Origin of the sequence: Escherichia sp. E2586 (assembly GCF_005781105.1) — a bacterium.
GTDB lineage: Bacteria > Pseudomonadota > Gammaproteobacteria > Enterobacterales > Enterobacteriaceae > Escherichia.
Genome location: NZ_VATN01000004.1, coordinates 256,281 through 281,476, shown reverse-complemented (window position 1 = coordinate 281,476; position 25,196 = coordinate 256,281). Strand labels below are relative to the sequence as shown.

The window sequence follows — 25,196 nt, the reverse complement described above, 5'->3', positions numbered from 1 at the left end:
GCGACGCTGGCGCGTCTTATCAGGCCTACGCGCTGCGATTTTGTAGGTCGGATAAGCAAAGCGCATCCGGCATTCAGCGCCTGATGCGACGCTGCCGCGTCTTATCAGGCCTACGCGCTGAGATTTTGTAGGTCGGATAAGCAAAGTGCATCCGGCATTCAGCGCCTGATGCGACGCTGCCGCGTCTTATCTGGCCTACACGCTGCGATTTTGTAGGCCGGATAAGCAAAGCGCATCCGGCATTCAACGCCTGATGCGACGCTGACGCGTCTTATAGGCCTACACGCTGCGTTTTTGTAGGCCGGATAAGCAAAGCGCATCCGGCATTCAACGCCTGATGCGACGCTGACGCGTCTTATCAGGCCTACACGCTGCGATTTTGTAGGCCGGATAAGCAAAGCGCATCCGGCACGAAGGAGTCAACATGTTAGAAGATCTCAAACGTCAGGTTTTAGAAGCCAACCTGGCGCTCCCAAAACACAACCTGGTCACTCTGACCTGGGGCAACGTCAGCGCCGTTGATCGCGAGCGCGGCGTCTTTGTGATCAAACCTTCCGGCGTCGATTACAACATCATGACCGCCGACGATATGGTCGTGGTCAGCATCGAAACCGGTGAAGTGGTTGAAGGTACGAAAAAGCCCTCCTCCGACACGCCAACTCACCGACTGCTCTATCAGGCATTCCCGTCCATTGGCGGCATTGTGCACACGCACTCGCGCCACGCCACCATCTGGGCGCAGGCGGGCCAGTCAATTCCGGCAACCGGTACCACCCACGCCGACTATTTCTACGGTCCCATTCCCTGCACCCGCAAAATGACCGACGCAGAAATCAACGGCGAATATGAGTGGGAAACCGGTAACGTCATCGTAGAAACCTTCGAAAAACAGGGTATCGATGCAGCGCAAATGCCCGGCGTTCTGGTCCATTCTCACGGTCCGTTTGCGTGGGGTAAAAACGCCGAAGATGCGGTGCATAACGCTATCGTGCTGGAAGAGGTCGCTTATATGGGGATTTTCTGCCGCCAGCTGGCCCCGCAGCTCCCTGATATGCAGCAAACCTTGCTGGATAAACACTATCTGCGTAAGCATGGTGCAAAGGCGTATTACGGGCAGTAACGACTGTATAAAACCACAGCCGGTCAAACGAAACCAGGCTATACTCAAGCCTGGTTTTTTATTGGATTTTCAGCGTGGCGCAGGCAGGTTTTATCTTAACCCGACACTGGCGGGATACCCCTCAAGGGACCGAAGTTTCTTTCTGGCTGGCAACGGACAACGGGCCGTTGCACGTTACGCTTGCGCCGCAAGAGTCCGTGGCGTTTATTCCCGCCGATCAGGTTCCCCGCGCTCAGCATATTTTGCAGGGTGAACAAGGCTTTCGCCTGACACCGCTGGCGTTAAAGGATTTTCACCGTCAGCCGGTGTATGGCCTTTACTGTCGCGCCCATCGCCAGTTGATGAGTTACGAAAAGCGCCTGCGTGAAGGTGGCGTTATCGTCTACGAGGCCGATGTGCGCCCGCCAGAACGCTATCTGATGGAGCGCTTCATCACCGCTCCGGTGTGGGTCGAGGGAGATACGCGCAATGGCGCTATCGTTAATGCCCGTCTGAAACCGAATCCCGACTATCGTCCTCCACTCAAGTGGGTTTCTATTGATATTGAAACTACCCGCCACGGTGAGCTGTACTGCATCGGCCTGGAAGGTTGCGGGCAGCGCATCGTTTATATGCTGGGGCCAGAGAATGGCGATGCCTCCGCGCTCGATTTCGAACTGGAATACGTCGCCAGCCGCCCGCAGCTGCTGGAAAAACTTAACGCCTGGTTTGCAAATCACGATCCCGATGTGATCATCGGCTGGAACGTGGTGCAGTTCGATCTGCGAATGCTGCAAAAACATGCCGAGCGTTACCGTATTCCACTGCGTCTGGGGCGCGATAACAGCGAGCTGGAGTGGCGCGAGCACGGCTTTAAAGACGGCGTCTTTTTCGCCCAGGCCAAAGGTCGGCTAATTATCGACGGTATCGAGGCGCTGAAATCCGCGTTCTGGAATTTCTCTTCATTCTCGCTGGAAACTGTCGCTCAGGAGCTATTAGGCGAAGGAAAATCTATCGATAACCCGTGGGATCGAATGGACGAAATTGACCGTCGTTTCGCCGAAGATAAGCCCGCGCTGGCGACTTATAACCTGAAAGATTGCGAACTGGTGACGCAGATTTTCCATAAAACAGAAATCATGCCGTTTTTGCTCGAACGAGCAACGGTGAACGGCCTGCCAGTAGATCGGCACGGGGGATCGGTGGCGGCGTTTGGTCATCTCTATTTTCCCCGTATGCACCGCGCAGGTTATGTCGCGCCTAATCTCGGCGAAGTGCCGCCGCACGCCAGCCCTGGCGGCTACGTGATGGATTCGCGGCCAGGGCTTTATGATTCGGTGCTGGTACTGGACTACAAAAGCCTGTACCCGTCAATCATCCGCACCTTTCTGATTGATCCCGTCGGGCTGGTAGAAGGCATGGCGCAGCCTGATCCAGAGCACAGCACCGAAGGTTTTCTCGATGCCTGGTTCTCGCGGGAAAAACATTGCCTGCCGGAGATTGTGACTAACATCTGGCACGGGCGCGATGAAGCCAAACGTCAGGGCAACAAGCCGCTGTCGCAGGCGCTGAAGATCATTATGAATGCCTTTTATGGCGTGCTTGGCACCACTGCCTGCCGCTTCTTCGATCCGCGCCTGGCGTCGTCGATCACCATGCGTGGTCATCAGATCATGCGGCAAACCAAAGCATTGATTGAAGCGCAGGGCTACGACGTGATCTACGGCGATACCGACTCAACGTTTGTTTGGCTGAAAGGCGCACATTCGGAAGAAGAGGCGGCGAAAATCGGTCGTGCACTGGTGCAGCACGTTAACGCCTGGTGGGCGGAAACGCTGCAAAAACAACGGCTGACCAGTGCGCTGGAACTGGAGTATGAAACCCATTACTGCCGTTTTCTGATGCCGACCATTCGTGGAGCCGATACCGGCAGTAAAAAGCGTTATGCCGGGCTGATTCAGGAGGGCGACAAACAGCGGATGGTGTTTAAAGGGCTGGAAACCGTGCGTACCGACTGGACGCCGCTGGCCCAGCAGTTTCAGCAGGAGCTGTACTTGCGCATCTTTCGCAACGAGCCATATCAGGAGTACGTGCGTGAAACTATCGACAAACTGATGGCGGGCGAACTGGATGCGCAACTGGTTTACCGTAAACGGCTTCGCCGTCCGCTGAGCGAATATCAGCGTAATGTACCGCCACATGTACGCGCTGCACGCCTTGCCGATGAAGAAAACCAAAAACGCGGTCGCCCCTTGCAATACCAGAACCGTGGCACCATTAAGTACGTATGGACCACCAACGGCCCGGAGCCGCTGGACTATCGACGTTCGCCGCTGGATTACGAACACTATCTGACCCGCCAGCTTCAACCTGTGGCGGAAGGAATACTCCCCTTTATTGAGGATAATTTTGCTACACTTATGACCGGGCAACTTGGGCTATTTTGAGCAAAAAAAGAGTTCGTCAGATACCATTTTGATGCGTGACGAATGCCTTGCCATCCAGTACCATAGCGCCCTTTCCATTCCTGGACCTGAATAACACCACTACCACATTAGCCTGGTAGCGGGTAGTTATTGCCTGCAATTAAAGATATAGAGCCAAACACATATGCCTTTTACACTTGGTCAACGCTGGATCAGCGATACAGAAAGCGAATTAGGACTTGGAACCGTTGTCGCGGTGGATGCGCGAACTGTCACATTACTTTTCCCATCTACTGGTGAAAACCGTCTGTACGCACGCAGTGATTCCCCAGTGACCCGCGTGATGTTCAACCCTGGTGATACCATTACCAGCCATGACGGCTGGCAGATGCAAGTCGAAGAAGTAAAAGAAGAAAATGGCTTGCTGACCTATATCGGTACTCGCCTGGATACTGAAGAGTCCGGCGTGGCCCTGCGTGAAGTTTTCCTTGATAGCAAACTGGTGTTCAGCAAACCGCAGGACCGTCTGTTTGCCGGGCAGATTGACCGTATGGACCGCTTTGCGCTGCGTTATCGCGCGCGTAAGTATTCCAGCGAACAGTTCCGTATGCCGTACAGCGGCCTGCGCGGTCAGCGTACCAGTCTGATCCCGCACCAGCTCAACATCGCTCATGATGTTGGTCGCCGCCACGCGCCGCGCGTTCTGCTGGCTGACGAAGTGGGTTTAGGGAAAACCATTGAAGCCGGGATGATCCTGCATCAGCAGTTGCTCTCTGGCGCTGCTGAACGTGTGCTGATTATCGTACCGGAAACTTTACAGCATCAGTGGCTGGTGGAAATGCTGCGCCGTTTCAACCTGCGCTTTGCGCTATTTGATGATGAGCGTTATGCCGAAGCTCAGCACGATGCTTACAACCCGTTCGACACCGAACAGCTGGTGATTTGCTCACTGGATTTTGCCCGTCGTAGCAAACAGCGTCTGGAACACCTCTGTGAAGCCGAATGGGACCTGCTGGTGGTCGATGAAGCGCATCACCTGGTGTGGAGCGAAGAGGCGCCGAGCCGCGAATATCAGGCTATTGAACAACTGGCAGAGCACGTGCCGGGCGTTCTGCTGCTGACCGCAACCCCGGAACAGCTGGGAATGGAAAGCCACTTCGCCCGTCTGCGTCTGCTAGACCCGAACCGTTTCCACGATTTCGCGCAGTTCGTTGAAGAACAGAAAAATTATCGTCCGGTTGCAGACGCCGTTGCCATGCTGCTGGCAGGTAACAAACTGAGCAATGACGAACTGAACATGCTTGGCGAGATGATCGGCGAGCAGGATATCGAGCCGCTGTTGCAAGCGGCAAACAGCGACAGCGAAGATGCACAGAGCGCCCGTCAGGAACTGGTTTCGATGCTGATGGATCGCCACGGCACCAGCCGCGTGCTGTTCCGTAACACGCGTAACGGTGTGAAAGGCTTCCCGAAACGCGAGCTGCACACTATTAAGCTGCCGCTGCCGACGCAGTATCAGACGGCTATTAAAGTCTCCGGCATTATGGGCGCACGTAAAAGTGCAGAAGATCGCGCTCGCGATATGCTCTACCCGGAGCGTATTTATCAGGAATTTGAAGGTGATAACGCCACCTGGTGGAACTTCGATCCGCGCGTTGAGTGGCTGATGGGCTACCTGACCAGCCATCGCTCTCAGAAAGTGCTGGTGATCTGCGCCAAAGCGGCCACTGCGCTGCAACTGGAGCAAGTACTGCGCGAACGTGAAGGTATTCGCGCCGCGGTGTTCCACGAAGGCATGTCGATTATCGAACGTGACCGCGCTGCCGCCTGGTTTGCTGAAGAAGACACCGGTGCGCAGGTACTGCTGTGCTCGGAAATCGGTTCTGAAGGACGTAACTTCCAGTTCGCCAGCCACATGGTAATGTTCGATCTGCCGTTCAACCCGGATCTGCTGGAGCAGCGTATTGGTCGTCTGGATCGTATCGGCCAGGCGCACGATATTCAGATCCATGTGCCTTATCTGGAAAAAACCGCTCAGTCGGTACTGGTGCGCTGGTATCACGAAGGTCTGGATGCATTCGAGCACACCTGCCCGACCGGACGCACTATTTACGATAGCGTATACAACGATCTGATTAACTATCTGGCTTCACCGGATCAAACCGAAGGCTTTGACGATCTGATCAAAAACTGCCGCGAGCAGCATGAAGCGCTGAAAGCACAGCTGGAACAGGGTCGTGACCGCCTGCTGGAAATCCATTCCAACGGTGGCGAAAAAGCCCAGGCACTGGCAGAAAGCATTGAAGAGCAGGATGACGATACCAACCTGATCGCCTTCGCCATGAACCTGTTCGATATCATCGGTATCAATCAGGACGATCGCGGCGACAACATGATCGTGCTGACACCGTCCGATCATATGCTGGTGCCGGACTTCCCTGGCCTGTCGGAAGATGGCATCACCATCACCTTTGATCGTGAAGTGGCGCTGGCGCGTGAAGATGCGCAGTTTATTACCTGGGAGCATCCGCTGATCCGCAACGGTCTGGATCTGATCCTCTCTGGCGATACTGGTAGCAGCACGATTTCACTGTTGAAAAACAAAGCATTGCCGGTAGGTACACTGTTGGTAGAGCTGATTTACGTGGTTGAAGCCCAGGCGCCGAAGCAGTTGCAGCTTAACCGCTTCCTGCCGCCGACACCGGTACGTATGCTGCTGGATAAAAACGGCAACAACCTGGCAGCGCAGGTTGAGTTTGAAACCTTTAACCGTCAGCTTAACGCGGTTAACCGTCACACCGGCAGCAAACTGGTTAACGCCGTGCAGCAGGATGTTCACGCTATCCTTCAGCTGGGTGAAGCGCAGATCGAGAAATCTGCCCGTGCATTGATTGATGCGGCGCGTAACGAAGCCGACGAAAAACTGTCTGCCGAGCTGTCTCGTCTGGAAGCGCTGCGTGCGGTGAACCCGAACATTCGTGACGACGAACTGACCGCCATTGAAAGCAACCGTCAGCAGGTAATGGAAAGCCTGGATCAGGCAGGCTGGCGTCTGGATGCCCTGCGTTTGATCGTTGTGACGCATCAGTAACGGAGCCGAAAATGGGGATGGAAAACTACAATCCACCGCAGGAACCCTGGCTGGTTATCCTGTATCAGGATGACCACATTATGGTGGTCAACAAGCCGAGCGGTTTGTTGTCTGTACCGGGTCGTCTGGAAGAGCACAAAGACAGCGTGATGACGCGCATTCAGCGTGATTATCCGCAGGCAGAATCGGTGCATCGTCTGGATATGGCTACCAGCGGGGTGATTGTAGTGGCGCTGACCAAAGCCGCGGAGCGGGAATTAAAACGCCAGTTCCGCGAGCGCGAGCCGAAAAAGCAGTATGTGGCCCGCGTCTGGGGGCATCCATCCCCCGCAGAAGGTCTGGTGGATCTGCCGCTGATTTGCGACTGGCCAAACCGCCCGAAACAGAAAGTCTGTTACGAAACGGGTAAACCTGCGCAGACGGAGTATGAAGTGGTGGAGTATGCGGCGGATAACACGGCAAGAGTGGTGTTAAAGCCGATTACCGGGCGTTCACATCAATTGCGTGTGCATATGCTGGCGCTGGGTCATCCGATTCTCGGCGATCGTTTTTATGCTTCACCAGAAGCGAGAGCAATGGCACCGCGTTTGTTGCTACATGCAGAGATGTTGACGATTACCCATCCGGCATATGGCAATAGTATGACGTTTAAAGCGCCAGCGGATTTTTAATCGTCACGCTGGCGAAGTTCGGTAGGCCGGAGAAGGCGTTCACGCCACATCCGGCAATTTTGCGCCGATTGCCTGATGCGACGCGGGCCGCGTCTTATCAGGCCTACAGTTTGAAACTTATTTAAATCCTTTCTGCTGCTTAATCAGCTCATACGCCTGCTGAATTTCCTGTGCTTTCTGCTTCGCCATCTCCATCATCTCAGGCGGCAAACCTTTCGCCACCAGCTTATCCGGATGGTGTTCACTCATCAGCTTACGGTAGGCGCGTTTAATGGTGGTCGCCTCATCCGTTGGCTTCACGCCCAGCACATTACAGGCATCTTCCAGCGTCGGGCCACGCTGCGCTTGCTGCCAGTTACCACCGCCAGATTGCTGCTGATAACCGCCGCCAAACTGTGCACCGCCCTGCATCATGCGCAGAAACTGATCAAACTGGGCGCGGGAGATCCCTAATTCTTCAGCAATGACATACAGCACCGCTCGCTCATTTGGATGCAGCGAACCATCAGCAAACGCCGCCTGAATCTGGATCTCCAGAAACATACGAATTAAATCAAAACGCCCGAAGCAGACACTGCGGAACTGACGCATCTTTTCGCGCAGTGGGTAATTGTCTGATTTTCCCACCCGGAACGCATTTTGCGCCGCAGTACGGGAAGCACCATGCAGATTCATTCGCTCCATCAGCTGGCTGGCGATATGAATATCAGCCTCGGTAACGCGACCTTTGGATTTGGTTAAATGCCCCATCACTTCAAAAGTGGTGGCAAAAAACAGCGCCTGACGCTCGCGCTGGTTGGCGAACCACGCCATCTTGCGGCTACGGGCTTTATCAAACATATGGCCAATTAACAGGCCTAACACTACGCCCCAAAAGCCGCCGCCCATCAGTAAGGCCACGGCCACGCCAATGATTTTTCCCCAATACTGCATATATTCCCCAAATGGACTTACGGAAACCAGCGCTATCTCCCACAATATAAAGGTGCTTTTACCGTTTTCCGGCTGCGGTCAATTGTGGGACATCGCCTATAATTTGCATTATCATACCTGTCATTCAATGCCGTGCCTAACACCACAGACGCTATTCGGACAGGATTAACACTAGCGTAGAGATGACGAGTACGTTAGTCTCTGACCGTTTGTCACGCGCAACGTTACCGATGATGGAACAATAAAATCAACGTATGAAAAAACGTATCCCCACTCTCCTGGCCACCATGATTGCCACCGCCCTTTATAGTCAACAGGGACTGGCAGCCAACCTCGCCTCACAGTGCATGTTGGGCGTGCCAAGCTATGACCGTCCTCTGGTACAGGGCGATACCAATGACCTACCCGTGACGATTAATGCTGACCATGCAAAGGGGAACTACCCCGATGACGCCGTGTTTAGCGGCAACGTGGATATCATGCAGGGTAACAGCCGTCTGCAGGCCGATGAAGTACAGCTTCATCAAAAAGAGGCGCCAGGACAACCGGAGCCGATACGTACCGTCGATGCGCTCGGTAATGTCCATTACGACGATAACCAGGTGATCCTCAAAGGGCCAAAAGGCTGGACGAATCTGAACACCAAAGACACCAACGTCTGGGAAGGTGATTATCAGATGGTGGGGCGTCAGGGGCGCGGTAAAGCAGACCTGATGAAACAGCGTGGCGAAAACCGCTACACCATTCTGGATAACGGTACTTTTACCTCCTGTCTGCCGGGTTCTGATACCTGGAGCGTGGTGGGTAGCGAAATTATTCATGACCGCGAAGAACAAGTCGCGGAGATCTGGAACGCCCGTTTTAAAGTGGGTCCGGTTCCGATCTTTTACAGCCCCTATTTACAGTTGCCGGTGGGTGACAAACGCCGTTCTGGTTTCTTGATCCCGAACGCCAAGTACACCACCACCAACTACTTTGAGTTCTACCTGCCGTATTACTGGAACATCGCGCCAAATATGGATGCCACCATCACGCCGCATTATATGCATCGTCGTGGCAACATTATGTGGGAAAACGAATTCCGTTATCTCACCCAGGCCGGCGCAGGCTTGATGGAACTGGACTATCTGCCTTCAGATAAAGTCTATGAAGATGAACATCCAGAAGATAGCAATTCACGCCGTTGGTTGTTCTACTGGCAACACTCCGGAGTGATGGATCAGGTTTGGCGCTTTAACATCGACTACACCAAAGTCAGCGACCCGACCTATTTCAATGATTTTGACAATAAATATGGTTCCAGTACCGATGGTTACGCCACGCAAAAATTCAGCGTGGGCTATGCGGTGCAGAACTTTGACGCCACGCTTTCGACGAAACAATTCCAAGTTTTTGATGATACCAGTGGCAACAGCTATGCCGCTGAACCACAGTTAGACGTCAACTACTACCATAACGATCTCGGCCCGTTTGATACCCGTATTTATGGTCAGGCAGTGCATTTTGTTAATACAAACAGCAATATGCCGGAGGCTACTCGCGTTCATCTGGAGCCGACGATCAACCTGCCGTTATCTAACACCTGGGGCAGTATCAATACCGAAGCGAAGCTGCTGGCGACCCATTATCAGCAGACCAATCTCGACTGGTATAACAGCAACCCACAAAACAATAAGTTGGCAGATTCTGTTAACCGCGTAATGCCGCAATTTAAAGTTGACGGCAAAATGGTCTTCGAACGTGATATGGAAATGCTGGCGCCGGGTTACACCCAGACGCTGGAGCCGCGCGCACAATACCTGTATGTGCCGTATCGCGATCAGAGCGACATCTATAACTATGACTCCTCATTGCTGCAATCCGACTACTCGGGCCTGTTCCGGGACCGGACTTATGGCGGTCTTGACCGTATTGCTTCCGCGAACCAGGTCACGACCGGTATCACAACTCGCGTATATGATGATGCAGCCGTTGAACGTTTTAATATTTCCGTTGGTCAAATCTACTATTTCACGGAGTCTCGCACCGGCGATGACAACATAACATGGGAGAATGACGACAAAACGGGCTCACTGGTATGGGCAGGCGATACCTACTGGCGCATCTCCGAACGCTGGGGATTGCGTGGCGGCATTCAGTACGATACTCGTCTGGATAACGTAGCCACCAGCAACACCAGCATTGAATACCGTCGGGATGAAGACCGTCTGGTACAGCTGAACTACCGCTACGCCAGCCCGGAATATATTCAGGCTACGCTGCCTAAATACTATTCCACTGCCGAGCAGTATAAGAATGGCATTTCGCAGGTGGGTGCAGTCGCTAGCTGGCCAATCGCCGATCGTTGGTCGATTGTCGGGGCGTACTACTACGACACCAACGCGAACAAGCAAGCCGACTCAATGTTAGGTGTGCAATACAGCTCCTGCTGCTATGCGATCCGCGTCGGTTATGAGCGTAAGCTGAACGGTTGGGATAACGATAAACAACATGCGATATATGACAACGCAATCGGCTTTAACATCGAACTTCGCGGCCTGAGTTCCAACTACGGTCTGGGTACGCAAGAGATGCTGCGTTCGAACATTCTGCCGTATCAAAACTCTTTGTGATTTGTTGATTTACCACGTAATCCGCAGTGCGGTTAATTGAAATGGAAAAAGTATGAAGAACTGGAAAACGCTGCTTCTCGGTATCGCCATGATTGCGAATACCAGTTTCGCTGCCCCCCAGGTAGTCGATAAAGTCGCAGCCGTCGTCAATAACGGCGTCGTGCTGGAAAGCGACGTTGATGGATTAATGCAGTCGGTAAAAATGAACGCTGCCCAGGCAAGGCAGCAACTTCCTGATGACGCTACGCTGCGCCACCAAATCATGGAACGTTTGATCATGGATCAAATCCTCCTGCAGATGGGGCAGAAAATGGGGGTTAAAATCTCCGATGAGCAGCTTGATCAGGCGATTGCCAACATTGCCAAACAGAACAACATGACGCTGGATCAGATGCGCAGCCGTCTGGCTTATGATGGTTTGAACTACAACACCTATCGTAATCAGATCCGCAAAGAGATGATTATCTCGGAAGTGCGCAACAACGAAGTGCGTCGTCGCATCACTATCCTGCCACAGGAAGTTGAAGCTCTGGCGCAGCAAGTCGGTAATCAAAATGATGCCAGCACTGAACTGAACTTAAGCCACATCCTGATCCCACTGCCGGAAAACCCGTCTTCTGAACAGGTGAATGAGGCGGAAACTCAGGCGCGTGCCATTGTCGATCAGGCACGTAACGGTGCAGACTTCGGCAAACTGGCTATCGCTCACTCTGCCGATCAGCAAGCGCTGAACGGCGGCCAAATGGGCTGGGGTCGCATTCAGGAGCTGCCGGGGATCTTCGCCCAGGCATTAAGCACCGCGAAGAAAGGCGACATTGTTGGCCCAATTCGTTCCGGCGTTGGCTTCCACATTCTGAAAGTTAACGACCTGCGCGGCGAAAGCAAAAATATCTCGGTGACCGAAGTTCATGCTCGCCATATTCTGCTGAAACCGTCGCCTATCATGACTGACGAACAGGCCCGCGTGAAACTGGAACAAATTGCTGCGGATATCAAGAGCGGTAAAACCACATTTGCTGCCGCAGCAAAAGAGTTCTCTCAGGATCCTGGCTCTGCAAATCAGGGCGGCGATCTCGGTTGGGCTACGCCAGATATTTTCGATCCAGCCTTCCGTGATGCGTTAACCCGCATGAATAAAGGTCAAATGAGTGCACCGGTTCACTCTTCATTCGGCTGGCATTTAATCGAACTGCTGGACACCCGTAACGTCGATAAAACCGATGCGGCGCAAAAAGATCGTGCATACCGCATGCTGATGAACCGTAAGTTCTCGGAAGAAGCAGCAAGCTGGATGCAGGAACAACGCGCCAGCGCTTATGTGAAAATTTTGAGCAACTAATGGTTAAACCCCAACGTGTTGTGATCACTCCCGGCGAACCCGCCGGGATTGGCCCGGACTTAGTTGTCCAGCTTGCACAACGAGAGTGGCCGGTAGAACTGGTTGTTTGTGCCGATGCCACTCTCCTTACCGACCGGGCAGCGATGCTCGGTTTGCCGCTTAACCTCCGCCCTTATTCCCCCAACTCCCCTGCGCAACCGCAAACTGCGGGAACGCTGACGCTACTTCCCATTGCACTACGTGTACCTGCCACTGCGGGACAATTAGCAGTTGAGAATGGGCATTACGTGGTGGAGACGCTGGCACGCGCGTGCGACGGTTGCCTTAACGGCGAATTTGCCGCGCTGATCACAGGTCCGGTGCATAAAGGCGTTATCAACGACGCAGGCATTCCGTTTAGCGGTCATACCGAGTTTTTCGAAGAGCGTTCACAGGCGAAAAAAGTGGTGATGATGCTGGCAACCGAAGAACTTCGCGTGGCGCTGGCAACAACGCATTTACCGCTGCGCGATATTGCTGACGCCATCACCCCTGCGCTTCTGCACGAAGTGATTGCTATTTTGCATCACGATTTGCGAACCAAATTTGGTATTGCCGAACCGCGCATTCTGGTCTGTGGCCTGAATCCGCACGCGGGCGAAGGCGGTCATATGGGCACGGAAGAGATAGACACCATCATTCCCGTTCTCGACGAACTGCGGTCGCAGGGGATGAAACTCAACGGGCCGTTGCCTGCCGATACCCTGTTTCAGCCGAAATATCTCGACAACGCCGACGCCGTGCTGGCGATGTACCACGATCAGGGTCTTCCCGTGCTAAAATACCAGGGCTTCGGGCGCGGTGTGAACATTACGCTGGGCCTGCCCTTTATTCGCACATCAGTGGACCACGGCACCGCGCTTGAACTGGCGGGACGTGGCAAAGCCGATGTCGGCAGTTTTATTACGGCGCTTAATCTCGCCATCAAAATGATTGTTAATACCCAATGAATAATCGAGTCCACCAGGGCCATTTAGCCCGTAAACGCTTCGGGCAAAACTTTCTCAACGATCAGTTCGTGATCGACAGTATTGTTTCTGCCATTAACCCGCAAAAGGGCCAGGCAATGGTCGAAATCGGCCCCGGTCTGGCAGCTTTAACCGAACCGGTTGGCGAACGACTGGACCAGCTGACAGTCATCGAACTTGACCGTGATCTGGCAGCGCGCCTGCAAACGCATCCGTTCTTAGGCCCGAAACTGACGATTTATCAGCAGGATGCGATGACCTTCAACTTCGGTGAACTGGCAGAGAAAATGGGCCAGCCGCTGCGTGTTTTCGGCAACCTGCCGTATAACATTTCCACGCCGTTAATGTTCCATCTGTTTAGCTATACTGATGCCATTGCCGACATGCACTTTATGTTGCAAAAAGAGGTGGTGAATCGTCTGGTTGCAGGACCGAACAGCAAGGCGTATGGTCGATTAAGCGTCATGGCGCAATACTATTGCAACGTGATCCCGGTGCTGGAAGTGCCGCCATCAGCCTTTACACCACCACCCAAAGTGGATTCCGCCGTCGTACGTCTGGTTCCGCACACGACGATGCCTTATCCGGTTAAAGATATTCGCGTGCTGAGTCGTATCACCACTGAAGCCTTTAACCAGCGTCGTAAAACCATTCGTAATAGCCTCGGCAACTTGTTTAGCGCCGATGTGTTAACGGGAATGGGGATCGACCCAGCGATGCGAGCGGAAAATATCTCTGTCGCGCAATATTGCCAGATGGCGAACTATCTGGCGGAGAATGCGCCTTTGCAGGAGAGTTAACGATGATCAATTCGCCCCGAGTGTGTATTCAGGTTCAAAGCGTCTACATTGAGGCACAATCTTCACCTGATAATGAACGTTACGTTTTTTCTTATACCGTAACCATACGCAACCTGGGGCGAGCGCCAGTGCAGTTGTTGGGGCGTTACTGGCTGATCACTAACGGCAATGGCCGTGAAACAGAAGTCCAGGGCGAAGGTGTGGTGGGCGTCCAACCGCATATCGCGCCTGGCGAAGAGTACCAGTATACCAGCGGCGCGATTATCGAAACGCCGCTGGGCACCATGCAGGGTCACTACGAAATGATTGATGAGAACGGCGTTCCCTTTATCATCGACATTCCCGTATTCCGACTCGCCGTTCCAATATTCATTCATTAAAAAATTATGGCGACATACCTTATTGGCGATGTTCATGGCTGTTACGATGAACTGATCGCATTGCTGCATAAAGTGGAATTTACCCCTGGGAAAGATACTCTCTGGCTGACGGGCGATCTGGTTGCGCGCGGTCCTGGTTCGCTTGATGTTCTGCGCTATGTGAAATCCTTAGGCGACAGCGTACGTCTGGTGCTGGGCAATCACGATCTGCATCTGCTGGCCGTGTTTTCAGGCATAAGCCGCAACAAACCCAAAGATCGTCTCACGCCGCTACTGGAAGCGCCTGATGCCGATGAACTGCTTAACTGGCTACGTCGTCAGCCTTTGTTGCAAATCGATGAAGAGAAAAAGCTGGTGATGGCCCACGCGGGGATCACGCCGCAGTGGGACTTACCGACCGCGAAAGAGTGCGCACGTGACGTAGAAGCGGTACTGTCAAGCGACTCTTACCCCTTCTTCCTCGATGCCATGTACGGCGATATGCCGAACAACTGGTCACCAGATTTGCGTGGTCTGGCGCGATTACGTTTTATCACCAACGCCTTTACCCGTATGCGCTTTTGCTTTCCAAACGGTCAACTGGATATGTACAGCAAAGAATCGCCGGAAGAAGCCCCTGCCCCGCTGAAACCGTGGTTTGCGATTCCTGGCCCTGTCGCTGAAGAGTACAGCATCGCCTTTGGTCACTGGGCATCGCTGGAAGGCAAAGGTACGCCGGAAGGTATTTACGCGCTGGATACCGGCTGCTGCTGGGGTGGTACATTAACCTGCCTGCGCTGGGAAGATAAACAGTATTTTGTCCAGCCGTCGAACCGGCATAAGGATTTGGGCGAAGCGGCGGCGTCTTAAACACAGCCTGATACAGGAAGGCCGGATAAGACGCGACCGGCGTCAAATCCGGCACTAGCCGTAAATTCTATACAAACTTACCGCCGCTCCAGAATCTCAAAGCAATAGCTGTGAGAGTTCTGCGCATCAGCGTCGTGGAATTCGCTGAACACCGATTCCCAGTCATCCGGCTCGTAATCCGGGAAATGGGTGTCGCCTTCCACTTCTGCGTCGATATGCGTCAAATACAGTTTCTGCGCTTTCGGCAAGAACTGCTCATAAACGCGACCGCCGCCAATCACCATAATTTCTGGTACGTCACCACACGCCGCAATGGCTTCATCCACCGACTTCACCCACGTTACGCGATCGTCCGTACCCGGCTGGCTGCTGATGACAATATTTTTGCGTCCAGGTAGCGGGCGACCGATGGATTCCCAGGTATGGCGGCCCATAATCACAGGTTTATTTAAGGTGTTGCGTTTAAACCAGGCGAGATCGGCAGGCAGATTCCACGGCATGGCGTTTTCCATGCCAATAACGCGATCTACCGCTAGCGCCGCAATCAAACTGATCATTGAAATTTCCCGATAAAAAAAATTGTCGTCACTATACGTAAAGCGTAAACCTTCGTCGACTGGCGAGAGGATGATGTTGAGGAAAATTTTTATTTTGCTGGCGAGTCCATAATCTGTTCGTGGACTCGCCGCAATACAATGAAATAAAAACAAATAGTTAGCTGTAAAGCGTGATTTACGTCACTCTTTATTAGGATAAGGGTTTCGTTTCCGGTTCATCCGCCATATTACCGGTATGTTTCCCCTCTTCAGTACCCTGCCAGCCATGCCGTTGGATGAGTGACAGATGTTCCCGGTCCTCGGTGATGATCTCGCTTAACATCGCGCTGGTGCGTTTATAGACCGCCGCGCGGGCTTTGGTATCGTTTTCGCCCATTGCCATCTCTTCCACCATTTCAATATTAAAGCGGCGGAACACATCGGCGCGTTCTCGCGCTTCATACGGCCCCAGACCTAAACTTTCCAGCGCCAGACGCCCGGTTTTCAGCGCACCTTCGAAGGTTTCACGCTCCGGCTTTTCAACGCCTGCCTGACGCAAACGAATGTAGTGGTCGACATCACGGGCGCGGGCAATAATCTGCAAATGCGGGAAATGTTCTTTCACCATCTCCGTCAGTTGCAGGTTGGTTTGCGGATCATCAATAGCGTTAATCAGCACTTCCGCTTTCGCCGCTCCGGCAGATTCCAGTAAATCCATCCGCGTGGCGTCGCCGTAAAACACTTTCATGCCGAATTTACGCAGCGTTTCGATATGGTCCGGGTCGTGATCGAGCACCACCATTTTCACCCCGCTGGAGAGCAGTAAACGCCCGGTGATCTGCCCAAAACGACCGAATCCGGCAATGATTACCCGCGGCTGTTCTTCGTCGATCTCATCGGCTTCACGCGCCTCTTCAGTAGAAGATTGCTCAAGGCGATTGAGGATCACCAGCAGGATCGGCGTTGCCGCCATCGACAGCGCCACCGCCAGAGTCAGCGATTTCGCCCACTCCGGCTCCAGCACATTCGCCATTTGCGCTGCACCAAATACCACAAAGGCAAACTCACTGCCCTGCCCTAACAGCACCGCAAACCAGCGACGCTGTTTATTTGGCACCTGCAACGGTCGGGCAATCAGCCACAGCATGGCAATTTTGATGATAAGGAAACCAAGCAGCAAAATAACAATACGCAATGGGTTTTCAATCAGCGTGCCAAAGTCTATCGACATGCCAACACCGATAAAAAACAGCCCCAGCAGCAAACCTTTAAACGGTTCGATATCGCTTTCCAGCGCATGACGATATTCCGAGCTTGCCAGCAGTACGCCCGCCAGAAACGCGCCCATCGCCATCGACAAGCCGACCTCTTCCAGCAGCAAACCAAAGCCAAACACGAGGAATAACGCCACGGCACTAAACACTTCCCGCAAGCCAGAGCGAGCAACAAAACGCAGCGCCGGACGCGTGACATAGCGCCCCAGCAGTACCACCAGCACCAGCGCGCCCGCCACTTTTAACGCCGACAGGGCAAATGCGCCCATCGTCGTCGAGGCACTGCTCGCCGCCAGTAGCGGGATCATCGCCACCAGCGGGATCGCCGCGATATCCTGGAACAGCAGCACCGCAAAGGCACTGCGGCCCATCTGCGTCATCATCAGATTGCGCTCATTCATCGCCTGCATGGCAATCGCCGTAGAGGAGAGCGCCAGCGTCATGCCGATCAGTTCCGCTACCTGCCAGCGCAGCCCAAGTAACATGCAGAACAGCCCCAGCAGGCCGCCGCAAATCACCATCTGCAATGCGCCACCGCCGAACACCGCCGCACGCAGTTTCCACAGCCTTTGTGGATCGAGTTCGAGGCCGATAATAAACAGCATCAGCACCACGCCGATTTCAGCAAAGTGCAGAATAGATTCGGCATCGGTCACCAGTCGCAGCCCCCACGGGCCAATAATGCAGCCAGCGATCAGATAGCCAAGTACCGATCCCAGACCAAGACGTACCGCAATGGGGACAATCAGCGCCGCCGAACCGAGATAAATCAGCGCCTGAATCAGCGTATGGCTATCCATGATGTGCCTCCTGCCATTCCAGCAGACGTTGCTTATAGTGACGCGCCTGCCCTTCGAGGGTTTCGTCGTCACAAATAAAGGTGCAGTGCATGGCAAACGGTGGCAGCCAGTTCAGCCCGCAGTAGATTGCCGTCGCCTGTAGCGGCTGCGACAGCACATCAAAGCCCGGATGCGCACCAATCTCAAAATGGCTTTCCCCGCCGCCGGTCGTCACCGCCCACAGCAAATGTTTGCCATGCAGCGCCGTGCCGCCATGACCGTAAGCCCAGCCGTGGGAGAAGACTTTATCGATCCAAAGTTTAAGGAGCGGTGGAATGCTGTACCACTGCATCGGGTGCTGCCAGACGATCAGATCGGCACGAGACAGCGCCTCCTGCTCGGCGGCAATATCGATATTGAAGTCAGGATAGAGTTGATAAAGAGAGCGAATTTCGACGCCTTCCAGCGTCCTTGCCTGTTCAAGCATCCGTTTATTCGCATGGGAATGATGCGGATACGGATGCGCATAAATTATAAGAATCATAGTTAGCCTGCGTAATTACGCCTTTGTTTTCCCACAAAGTGTAGTCACATATTCACGCAGCTTATAGTCAATAATATTGATTCAGAAAAGAGAGAAATCTGAATAAATTACCCCGCTCGCTGCCTGCGAATCGTCATATTGCTGGTCTGCGCCAGTGACATCCCACGTGTTTCCGGGGCAAACGCTACGGAAATCAACAAGCCAAATAGCGAGATCCCCGCCCCCATCAGCATGGTGCTACTGATGCCGTAATTATTGATAAAGATTGGCAGCGCCCAGGTCGAAACAATGGTGCCAATACGGCTTAATGACATAATCACGCCCACGGCTGAAGCACGAATATCCGTCGGGAAGAGTTCATTAGGATAAAGCCACTGCAAATTACCTGGCCCGCCAGAGAAAAAGGCATACACCGCAAAAGCCATTACTACCAGCCAGATCCCCATATCCGGGATCAGCCCCAAAACCGCCAGCGCCAGCGTCATCATGGCAAAGCTGCCAATCAACAATGGACGCCGTCCGGCAGTGTTTAACCACAGCATCGGCGGAATACAGCCGAGCATAAAGAACAGGCTAATCACCACATTCCCCAGCGCCGCGTTTTTGCCAACACCCAATCCCAACAAACCAACGATTTGCGGGCCAAAGGTGTAAATGGCGAACATTGGGATCACCTGGCAGGTCCAGATGGCGGCAACAAACAGAACAAAAGGAAAATGGCGGCGATTAAACAGATCGCGAAAACGGGTTTGCTGCGGCTGCTCTTCCTCGAAAGCCACCGGTTCGCCAAACAGTTTGATCATCATCTCTTCGCACTCTTTTACTCGCCCTTTGCGTAACAACCAGCGGGGAGATTCAGGCAGTTCGAATCGACCAATCAAAATCAACAAACAGGGGATCGCTGCGCTGCCCAGCATCCAGCGCCAGCCGCCTTCCACATCATAAAGCCAGTAGCCGACCAGATCGGCACAGGTCGCGCCGACATACCACATGGCGGCGATAAAGCTGATGGAAAACGCCCGCTGACGAGTGCTGGAGAACTCGGTGATCATTGAGGTGGCGATGGGATAATCTGCGCCGATAACAATGCCGATGAGTACCCGCATCACCAACAGTTCGACGGGGGATGAGACAAACATCGTCGCCACCGATATCACGCCGATGGCGATGATATCAATGAGGAACATTTTGCGCCGTCCGACTTTATCGGAGATATAGCCAAACAGCGATGTGCCAACGAACAGCCCGGCGAGCGTTCCCGCGCCCAGCAAGCCAATCCAGTCAGCGTCCAGTTTCAGCGCCGGAGTCAGTTGCTCCAGTGCCACGCCAATCATTACCAGTACATAACCATCCAGAAACGGCCCCCCGCTTCCCCACAGCAAAATGCGGCGGTGAATAGAGGAAAATTTAAGATCGTCAAAGTTTCTGGACGGTTGCATGGGTTATTCCTGTTTTTTTGCAATGAGAGTCAGTACGGCGTTACGTATCAAACCAACATCAGCCGTAACGAAACTCCACACCAAAGGTGCCGCGCGGGTATTCCCACTGTTCCAGCGCCGACCCCAGCCCCAGAATGCGGCAGGTGCCACACTCCAGACATCCGGCGTAATCAAAGCGCACACTGCCGTCATCCTGCTTCTTGTACAGACCTGCGGGGCACGCTTTCACCAGCAGCTCCAGCACCTGTTTATCGGCATCGGCCTTCACAACAATGTGCGGATGCTCTTCATCGACATTGAATTTATTGACGCCCAGTTTGACGTCCACATTGACGGGAGAAGTCATAAAACAGTCACTCCTTTCATGCCATCCTTGATCAGATTGATGAAGCCCACCTTCTTGCCGTGGCGGAGGATTTTCTTGCGCATCAGTTCCGGCGCGCTGCCGTCAATGGTGAACAGGTCACGCGCCACGCCCACCGCCAGTTCCGGGTAGCCATTAAACATGCGTGGGTTATCAAGGAACGCCGGTAGTTTCTGGTACATGCGCATATCGCGCAGCGGGCCACTCTCCAGATGCTGACGATATTCCGCCAGTTTCTGCTTACTGAAATCGTCGCTTTTCATCGCTGAAAGCACGGTTTTTGCTGCGGCTTCCCCGGCGGCAATCGCCAGATCCATACCGCGAATGGTAAAACCGAGGTTCATACACATTCCGGCGGCATCACCGGCAATCAATACGCCATCACCGACCAGCTCCGGCAGCATGTTGATGCCTGCTTCCGGCACTACGTGAGCGGAATATTCCACCAGCTTGCCGCCCGCGATCAGCGGTGCAACGGCCGGATGCTGTTTGAAATCTTCCAGCATCTGCGGCACCGATTTTTTTGCGTCATGCAGATGATGCAGACCACAAACCAGCCCCAGCGACAGGGTATTTTCATTGGTATAAAGGAAGCCGCCGCCCATCAGGCCATCTGTGGGGGAACCCGCAAACAGGCAAGCCGCGCCCTGATTACCCTGCAACTGAAAACGGTCTTCGATAACCGACTTCGGTAACTCGATCAGTTCCTTCACGCCAACCGCCACATCCGTCGGTTTGACGCGTTTTGCCATCCCCAACTTTTCGGCAAGGATGGAATTCACCCCGTCAGCAAGGATCACCGTTTTCGCTTCAATCACATCGCCATCGGCTTCTACGCCGACAACTTTGCCATCGCGCTGTACGAGGTTATCGACGCGAATCCCGGTAATTAACTGCGCGCCCGCGTCTTCGGCCTGCTCCATCAGCCAGGCATCAAATTTACTGCGCAAAACGGAGTAAGAACGCTGGGATGGCGAGGTTTCATCACCATTGCAGTAGTCCATGGTCATCGCTGACTTTTCCGTCATAAACGCGAGTTTTTCATGGGTGATCAGGCGTTCAACGGGGGCGGATTCAGCGAAACCAGGAATAATGTGTTCCAGACTGTGGGCATAGAGACGCCCGCCGGTGACGTTCTTGGCACCCGCGGAATTGCCACGCTCGATAACTAACACTTGCGCCCCTTCGCGGGCGAGCACCAGTGCGGCAACCGAACCGGCAAGCCCAGCACCGACGATGATGGCGTCAAAGATATCTTCGGACATAAGAACTCCCTGTCAGCGGCAGGGCCGAAATGCAGCCCTGCCAGAGTGGATCAACGCGCTAAAGCTGCGGTCAGCGCCGGAAGGATCTTCACGGCGTCGCCAACAATGCCGTAATCCGCATACTGGAAGATCGGCGCATTTTTATCTTTATTGATGGCGAAAATGGTTTGCGACGCGTTAGCGCCAACCATGTGCTGGATCTGCCCGGAGATCCCCACTGCCAGATACAGTTCAGGTTTCAGCATCAGGTTGGAGATACCGACATAGCGTTCGTGCTCCATCCATTTTTCGTTTTCCGCCACCGGACGAGAACAGGCCAGCTCCGCACCTATCGCCTTGCAAAGCTGTTCTGCCAGCGCAATGTTCTCTTTGCTGCCAATGCCGCGACCGACGCTGACCACCAGACGGGCTTTGTCGAGATCCACGCTGTTGCTCTGGCGCGACTGGGTTGCCGTGCGGGTAATCGCCACAGCCGGAGCCTGCCACTCCACGGTGTGCGTTTCGCCAGTGCGTGACGCGTCTGGCTGAGCCGCATCAAACGTGCCGCTGCTGATGGTCAGTACCGCATACGGCGTGGCAATGCGTTCTTCGCCAATTGCCAGGCCGCCGTAAACCATGTGTTTCACCGTCGCTTTACCGTCCTGTACGCTGACGGTGCTGGCATCGTTAGAAACTGCCGCTTTGAGGCGATAACCCAGTTTTGCCGCCAGTAATTTGCCGCGACGGGTGTTTGGCAGCAGTACCAGGCCGTCTGCGCCGTGCTGGCGAATAGTGTCAGCCATGACACTGGCGTAATCTTCGATCATCCGATCGTCCGGTTTGCCGCTTAATTTCCAGACATGATTAGCGCCGAGCTGGATTGCCTGTGCGCCATCGGCATCATTGAGGACAAAGGTGTTGATTTGATTAGCTAAAGCCTGCGCACCGTTCATCAGTTCCGGCAGACGAGAAGGGGTATCGCTGAATACCCAGACTTGAGAAAACGTGTTCATAGCATCCCCTGTAATTAAATGACTTTGCGAAGATTTTCAGCAAATGCGGCGATCTGTTCTTCGCCGTCGCCTTCAATCACGATGCGCTGACGCTCGCGCTGTTTCGGCGCGGCAACCTGTTGTTCAGACCACGCAACCTCCGCGTTAAAACCGATATCCGCCGCCGACCACACCTGGACTGGCTTTTTCGCCGCGCCGAGAATGGATTTCATCGAAGGAATTTGTGGGGAGTTGATATCAGTGGAAACAGCAATAACCGCAGGCAGCGGAATGCTTAACGTTTCTGTTTCATCTTCCAGTTCGCGCTCAACGGTGAGGGTATCTGCCGTCAGGGAGATAATTTTGCTGACGCCGTTAACTGCCGGAATATTGAGGATTTCGCCCACCAGCAGACCAACCTGCTGGGCATAAAGGTCGGAAGAACCGTCGCCGCAGAGGATCAGATCAAAGCCAGCTTTCTGTGCCGCGGCAGCCAGTGCAGTCGCCGTTTGTTGCGGCAGTGCCTGCTCGAACTGGTCATCAATCACCACAATCAGTTCATCCGGGCCGCGCGATAGCACATCTTTACGCCCTTTGGCGTTGGTCAGGGCTTTACCGCCCACACTTAAGGCCGTCACCTGCGCCTCTGCCGCCTGCTGTTTTAACTGGCAAGCCGCTTCAATAGCGTTCAAATCGTATTGGCTTATTTTCGCATCGGCTTTACTGAAGTCTAACGAACCATCAGCATTATTGACCGCAATATCCTGTTCATCAGGCACGCACTTATAGCAAGTAATAATCTTCATTGCATCTCCAGAAATCATGAAGGAAACGTCGTTCATATCGGTGGTGTTAATTACAGATAGCACGTCCTTTAATTCGGGAATAAAACTTTAATCACCAATATTGAAAATGTCACACGCAGATAAATCCAACTTTCAATATTGTTAAGCTCCTCACCAATATTGAAAACATGGCGTAGCAAAGAGAAATTTTCAATATTGTTTTATGGATCACCAATATTGAAAGTCAGATGCTATTTTTTTACTCACAATCAAATCCATCATATTGATTAATAATAGATATTTACACAAAGACACTCTGTTTTTACCCGATGAAAAACTGTGACTTACATCACAGAATGCAGCCAATTGAATACCCATTATGAGTTAGCCATTAACGCGTCCACGAGGTTAATAATAATTATATTAAATGTTAACAAAAATAAAACAAACGGGAACGCAAAATAAATATTCGTTTTCACAGTGGAATTAACTCATGACAAAAGAAAAGAGTAAAACGGGAATAGAACCGAAGGTGTTCTTTCCGCCATTAATAATCGTTGGCATACTTTGTTGGCTTACCGTAAGGGATCTGGATGCGGCGAATGTCGTTATTAATGCTGTATTCAGTTACGTCACCAATGTATGGGGATGGGCATTTGAATGGTATATGGTGGTGATGCTTTTCGGTTGGTTCTGGCTGGTGTTTGGCCCGTATGCCAAAAAGCGTTTAGGTAACGAACCACCAGAATTTAGTACCGCCAGTTGGATCTTTATGATGTTCGCCTCCTGTACGTCAGCCGCCGTACTGTTCTGGGGATCGATTGAGATCTACTACTACATCTCCACGCCGCCGTTTGCTTTAGCGCCAAACTCCACTGGTGCGAAAGAGCTGGGGCTGGCCTACAGTTTGTTCCACTGGGGACCGCTACCGTGGGCCACTTACAGCTTCCTTTCCGTCGCCTTCGCGTACTTCTTCTTTGTCCGCAAAATGGATGTGATTCGCCCCAGCTCCACTCTGGTGCCGCTGGTCGGTGAAAAACATGCCAAAGGCTTGTTTGGCACTATCGTCGATAACTTCTATCTGGTGGCGCTGATCTTCGCAATGGGCACCAGTCTGGGTCTTGCCACGCCGCTGGTGACCGAGTGTATGCAGTACCTGTTTGGTATTCCGCATACCCTGCAACTGGACGCTATCATCATTACCTGCTGGATCATCCTCAACGCTATCTGCGTCGCCTGTGGTCTGCAAAAAGGGGTGAAAATCGCCAGCGATGTGCGCAGCTATCTGAGTTTCCTGATGCTTGGCTGGGTATTCATCGTCAGTGGTGCCAGCTTCATCATGAACTACTTCACCGACTCGGTGGGGATGTTGCTGATGTATCTGCCGCGCATGTTGTTCTATACCGATGCCGTTGGCAAAGGCGGCTTCCCGCAGGGCTGGACCGTGTTCTACTGGGCATGGTGGGTAATTTATGCCATCCAGATGAGTATCTTCCTCGCGCGTATTTCCCGTGGTCGTACCGTGCGTGAACTGTGCTTCGGTATGGTGATGGGGCTGACAGCATCCACCTGGATCCTGTGGACCGTACTCGGTAGTAACACTCTGCTGTTGATGGATAAAAATATCATCAACATTCCAAACCTGATCGAACAGTATGGTGTGGCGCGCGCCATCATCGAAACCTGGGCCGCTCTGCCGCTCAGCACTGCCACCATGTGGGGCTTCTTCATTCTCTGCTTTATTGCCACCGTTACCCTGATTAACGCCTGCTCTTACACCCTGGCGATGTCCACCTGCCGCGAAGTGCGCGACGGTGAAGAACCACCGCTGCTGGTGCGTATCGGCTGGTCAGTGTTGGTTGGTGTTATCGGCATTGTTCTGCTGGCGCTCGGCGGCCTGAAACCGATTCAAACCGCCATCATCGCCGGAGGATGCCCGCTGTTCTTCGTCAACATTATGGTGACGCTCTCCTTTATTAAAGACGCGAAACAGAACTGGAAAGATTAATTAACCCCCAAAATATCAAGAGGT

The 25,196-nt window shown here is 53.2% G+C and carries 20 protein-coding genes; 11 read left to right on the top strand and 9 right to left on the bottom strand.

Annotated elements, in window-relative coordinates; genetic code table 11:
* Window positions 1-424: 424 nt before the first annotated feature.
* From araD to rluA, 4 genes are all read left to right on the top strand, one after another.
* Window positions 425-1,120: an L-ribulose-5-phosphate 4-epimerase gene (gene araD, locus FEK50_RS04485; protein ID WP_130204885.1), complete on the top strand. Its 696-nt coding sequence runs from the start codon at window positions 425-427 to the stop codon at window positions 1,118-1,120.
* A gap of 74 nt (window positions 1,121-1,194) precedes the next feature.
* Window positions 1,195-3,546, top strand: a complete 2,352-nt coding sequence (gene polB, locus FEK50_RS04480; RefSeq protein WP_131161259.1) for a DNA polymerase II — start codon at window positions 1,195-1,197, stop codon at window positions 3,544-3,546.
* Between the two features lie 163 nt (window positions 3,547-3,709).
* Entirely contained in the window at window positions 3,710-6,616 is a 2,907-nt protein-coding gene (rapA, locus tag FEK50_RS04475) for an RNA polymerase-associated protein RapA (protein WP_131161260.1), read from the top strand.
* Window positions 6,617-6,627: 11 nt separating this feature from the next.
* Window positions 6,628-7,287, top strand: coding sequence for a bifunctional tRNA pseudouridine(32) synthase/23S rRNA pseudouridine(746) synthase RluA (gene rluA, locus FEK50_RS04470; protein ID WP_000525176.1), 660 nt, complete (start codon window positions 6,628-6,630; stop codon window positions 7,285-7,287).
* Between the two features lie 117 nt (window positions 7,288-7,404).
* Here rluA and djlA read toward each other — a convergent pair whose 3' ends face one another.
* Window positions 7,405-8,220 carry a co-chaperone DjlA gene (gene djlA / locus FEK50_RS04465; protein ID WP_130204881.1) on the bottom strand — a complete coding sequence of 272 codons (816 nt, stop codon included), beginning with the start codon at window positions 8,218-8,220 and terminating at the stop codon, window positions 7,405-7,407.
* A 254-nt stretch (window positions 8,221-8,474) separates the two neighbouring features.
* Here djlA and lptD point away from each other — a divergent pair, with 254 nt between their 5' ends.
* Genes lptD through apaH form a run of 6 tightly spaced genes read left to right on the top strand, consistent with a single transcriptional unit; the run spans window position 8,475 to window position 15,207 of the window.
* Window positions 8,475-10,832, top strand: a complete 2,358-nt coding sequence (lptD, locus tag FEK50_RS04460) for an LPS assembly protein LptD (protein ID WP_131161261.1) — start codon at window positions 8,475-8,477, stop codon at window positions 10,830-10,832.
* Between the two features lie 52 nt (window positions 10,833-10,884).
* A complete protein-coding gene (gene surA / locus FEK50_RS04455; protein ID WP_105289210.1) occupies window positions 10,885-12,171 on the top strand; it encodes a peptidylprolyl isomerase SurA in 1,287 nt (428 codons plus the stop codon).
* Window positions 12,171-13,160, top strand: a complete 990-nt coding sequence (pdxA, locus tag FEK50_RS04450; protein ID WP_131161262.1) for a 4-hydroxythreonine-4-phosphate dehydrogenase PdxA — start codon at window positions 12,171-12,173, stop codon at window positions 13,158-13,160. The genes surA and pdxA overlap by 1 nt, the downstream gene beginning before the upstream one ends.
* Window positions 13,157-13,978 (top strand): 16S rRNA (adenine(1518)-N(6)/adenine(1519)-N(6))-dimethyltransferase RsmA, encoded by an 822-nt coding sequence (gene rsmA / locus FEK50_RS04445; RefSeq protein ID WP_130204875.1) that lies wholly within the window; start codon window positions 13,157-13,159, stop codon window positions 13,976-13,978. Before pdxA ends, rsmA begins: the two co-directional genes overlap by 4 nt.
* Window positions 13,979-13,980: 2 nt before the next feature.
* On the top strand, window positions 13,981-14,358 hold the full coding sequence (gene apaG / locus FEK50_RS04440; RefSeq protein WP_130204873.1) for a Co2+/Mg2+ efflux protein ApaG: 378 nt from the start codon (window positions 13,981-13,983) through the stop codon (window positions 14,356-14,358).
* Between the two features lie 6 nt (window positions 14,359-14,364).
* Entirely contained in the window at window positions 14,365-15,207 is an 843-nt protein-coding gene (gene apaH / locus FEK50_RS04435; RefSeq protein WP_130204871.1) for a bis(5'-nucleosyl)-tetraphosphatase (symmetrical) ApaH, read from the top strand.
* A 77-nt stretch (window positions 15,208-15,284) separates the two neighbouring features.
* On the opposite strand, the gene folA is transcribed toward apaH, so the two are convergent.
* The 8 genes from folA to FEK50_RS04395 all read right to left on the bottom strand — a co-directional run bounded on the left by folA (window position 15,285) and on the right by FEK50_RS04395 (window position 23,185).
* On the bottom strand, window positions 15,285-15,764 hold the full coding sequence (gene folA / locus FEK50_RS04430; protein WP_130204869.1) for a type 3 dihydrofolate reductase: 480 nt from the start codon (window positions 15,762-15,764) through the stop codon (window positions 15,285-15,287).
* A gap of 190 nt (window positions 15,765-15,954) precedes the next feature.
* Window positions 15,955-17,817 (bottom strand): glutathione-regulated potassium-efflux system protein KefC, encoded by a 1,863-nt coding sequence (gene kefC / locus FEK50_RS04425; protein WP_131161263.1) that lies wholly within the window; start codon window positions 17,815-17,817, stop codon window positions 15,955-15,957.
* A complete protein-coding gene (kefF, locus tag FEK50_RS04420) occupies window positions 17,810-18,340 on the bottom strand; it encodes a glutathione-regulated potassium-efflux system oxidoreductase KefF (RefSeq protein WP_000600725.1) in 531 nt (176 codons plus the stop codon). The genes kefC and kefF overlap by 8 nt, the downstream gene beginning before the upstream one ends.
* A 107-nt stretch (window positions 18,341-18,447) precedes the next feature.
* A complete protein-coding gene (locus tag FEK50_RS04415) occupies window positions 18,448-19,779 on the bottom strand; it encodes an MFS transporter (RefSeq protein ID WP_130204863.1) in 1,332 nt (443 codons plus the stop codon).
* A gap of 58 nt (window positions 19,780-19,837) precedes the next feature.
* Window positions 19,838-20,125: a ferredoxin-like protein FixX gene (fixX, locus tag FEK50_RS04410; RefSeq protein ID WP_000203747.1), complete on the bottom strand. Its 288-nt coding sequence runs from the start codon at window positions 20,123-20,125 to the stop codon at window positions 19,838-19,840.
* Entirely contained in the window at window positions 20,122-21,408 is a 1,287-nt protein-coding gene (locus FEK50_RS04405; protein WP_131161264.1) for an FAD-dependent oxidoreductase, read from the bottom strand. Before FEK50_RS04405 ends, fixX begins: the two co-directional genes overlap by 4 nt.
* 50 nt (window positions 21,409-21,458) lie before the next feature.
* Window positions 21,459-22,400: an electron transfer flavoprotein subunit alpha/FixB family protein gene (locus tag FEK50_RS04400; protein ID WP_130204859.1), complete on the bottom strand. Its 942-nt coding sequence runs from the start codon at window positions 22,398-22,400 to the stop codon at window positions 21,459-21,461.
* A 14-nt stretch (window positions 22,401-22,414) separates the two neighbouring features.
* Entirely contained in the window at window positions 22,415-23,185 is a 771-nt protein-coding gene (locus tag FEK50_RS04395; RefSeq protein ID WP_131161265.1) for an electron transfer flavoprotein FixA, read from the bottom strand.
* Between the two features lie 472 nt (window positions 23,186-23,657).
* Between FEK50_RS04395 and caiT the strand changes: the two genes are divergently transcribed.
* A complete protein-coding gene (caiT, locus tag FEK50_RS04390; protein ID WP_130221654.1) occupies window positions 23,658-25,172 on the top strand; it encodes an L-carnitine/gamma-butyrobetaine antiporter in 1,515 nt (504 codons plus the stop codon).
* The last annotated feature ends 24 nt before the right edge of the window (window positions 25,173-25,196 follow it).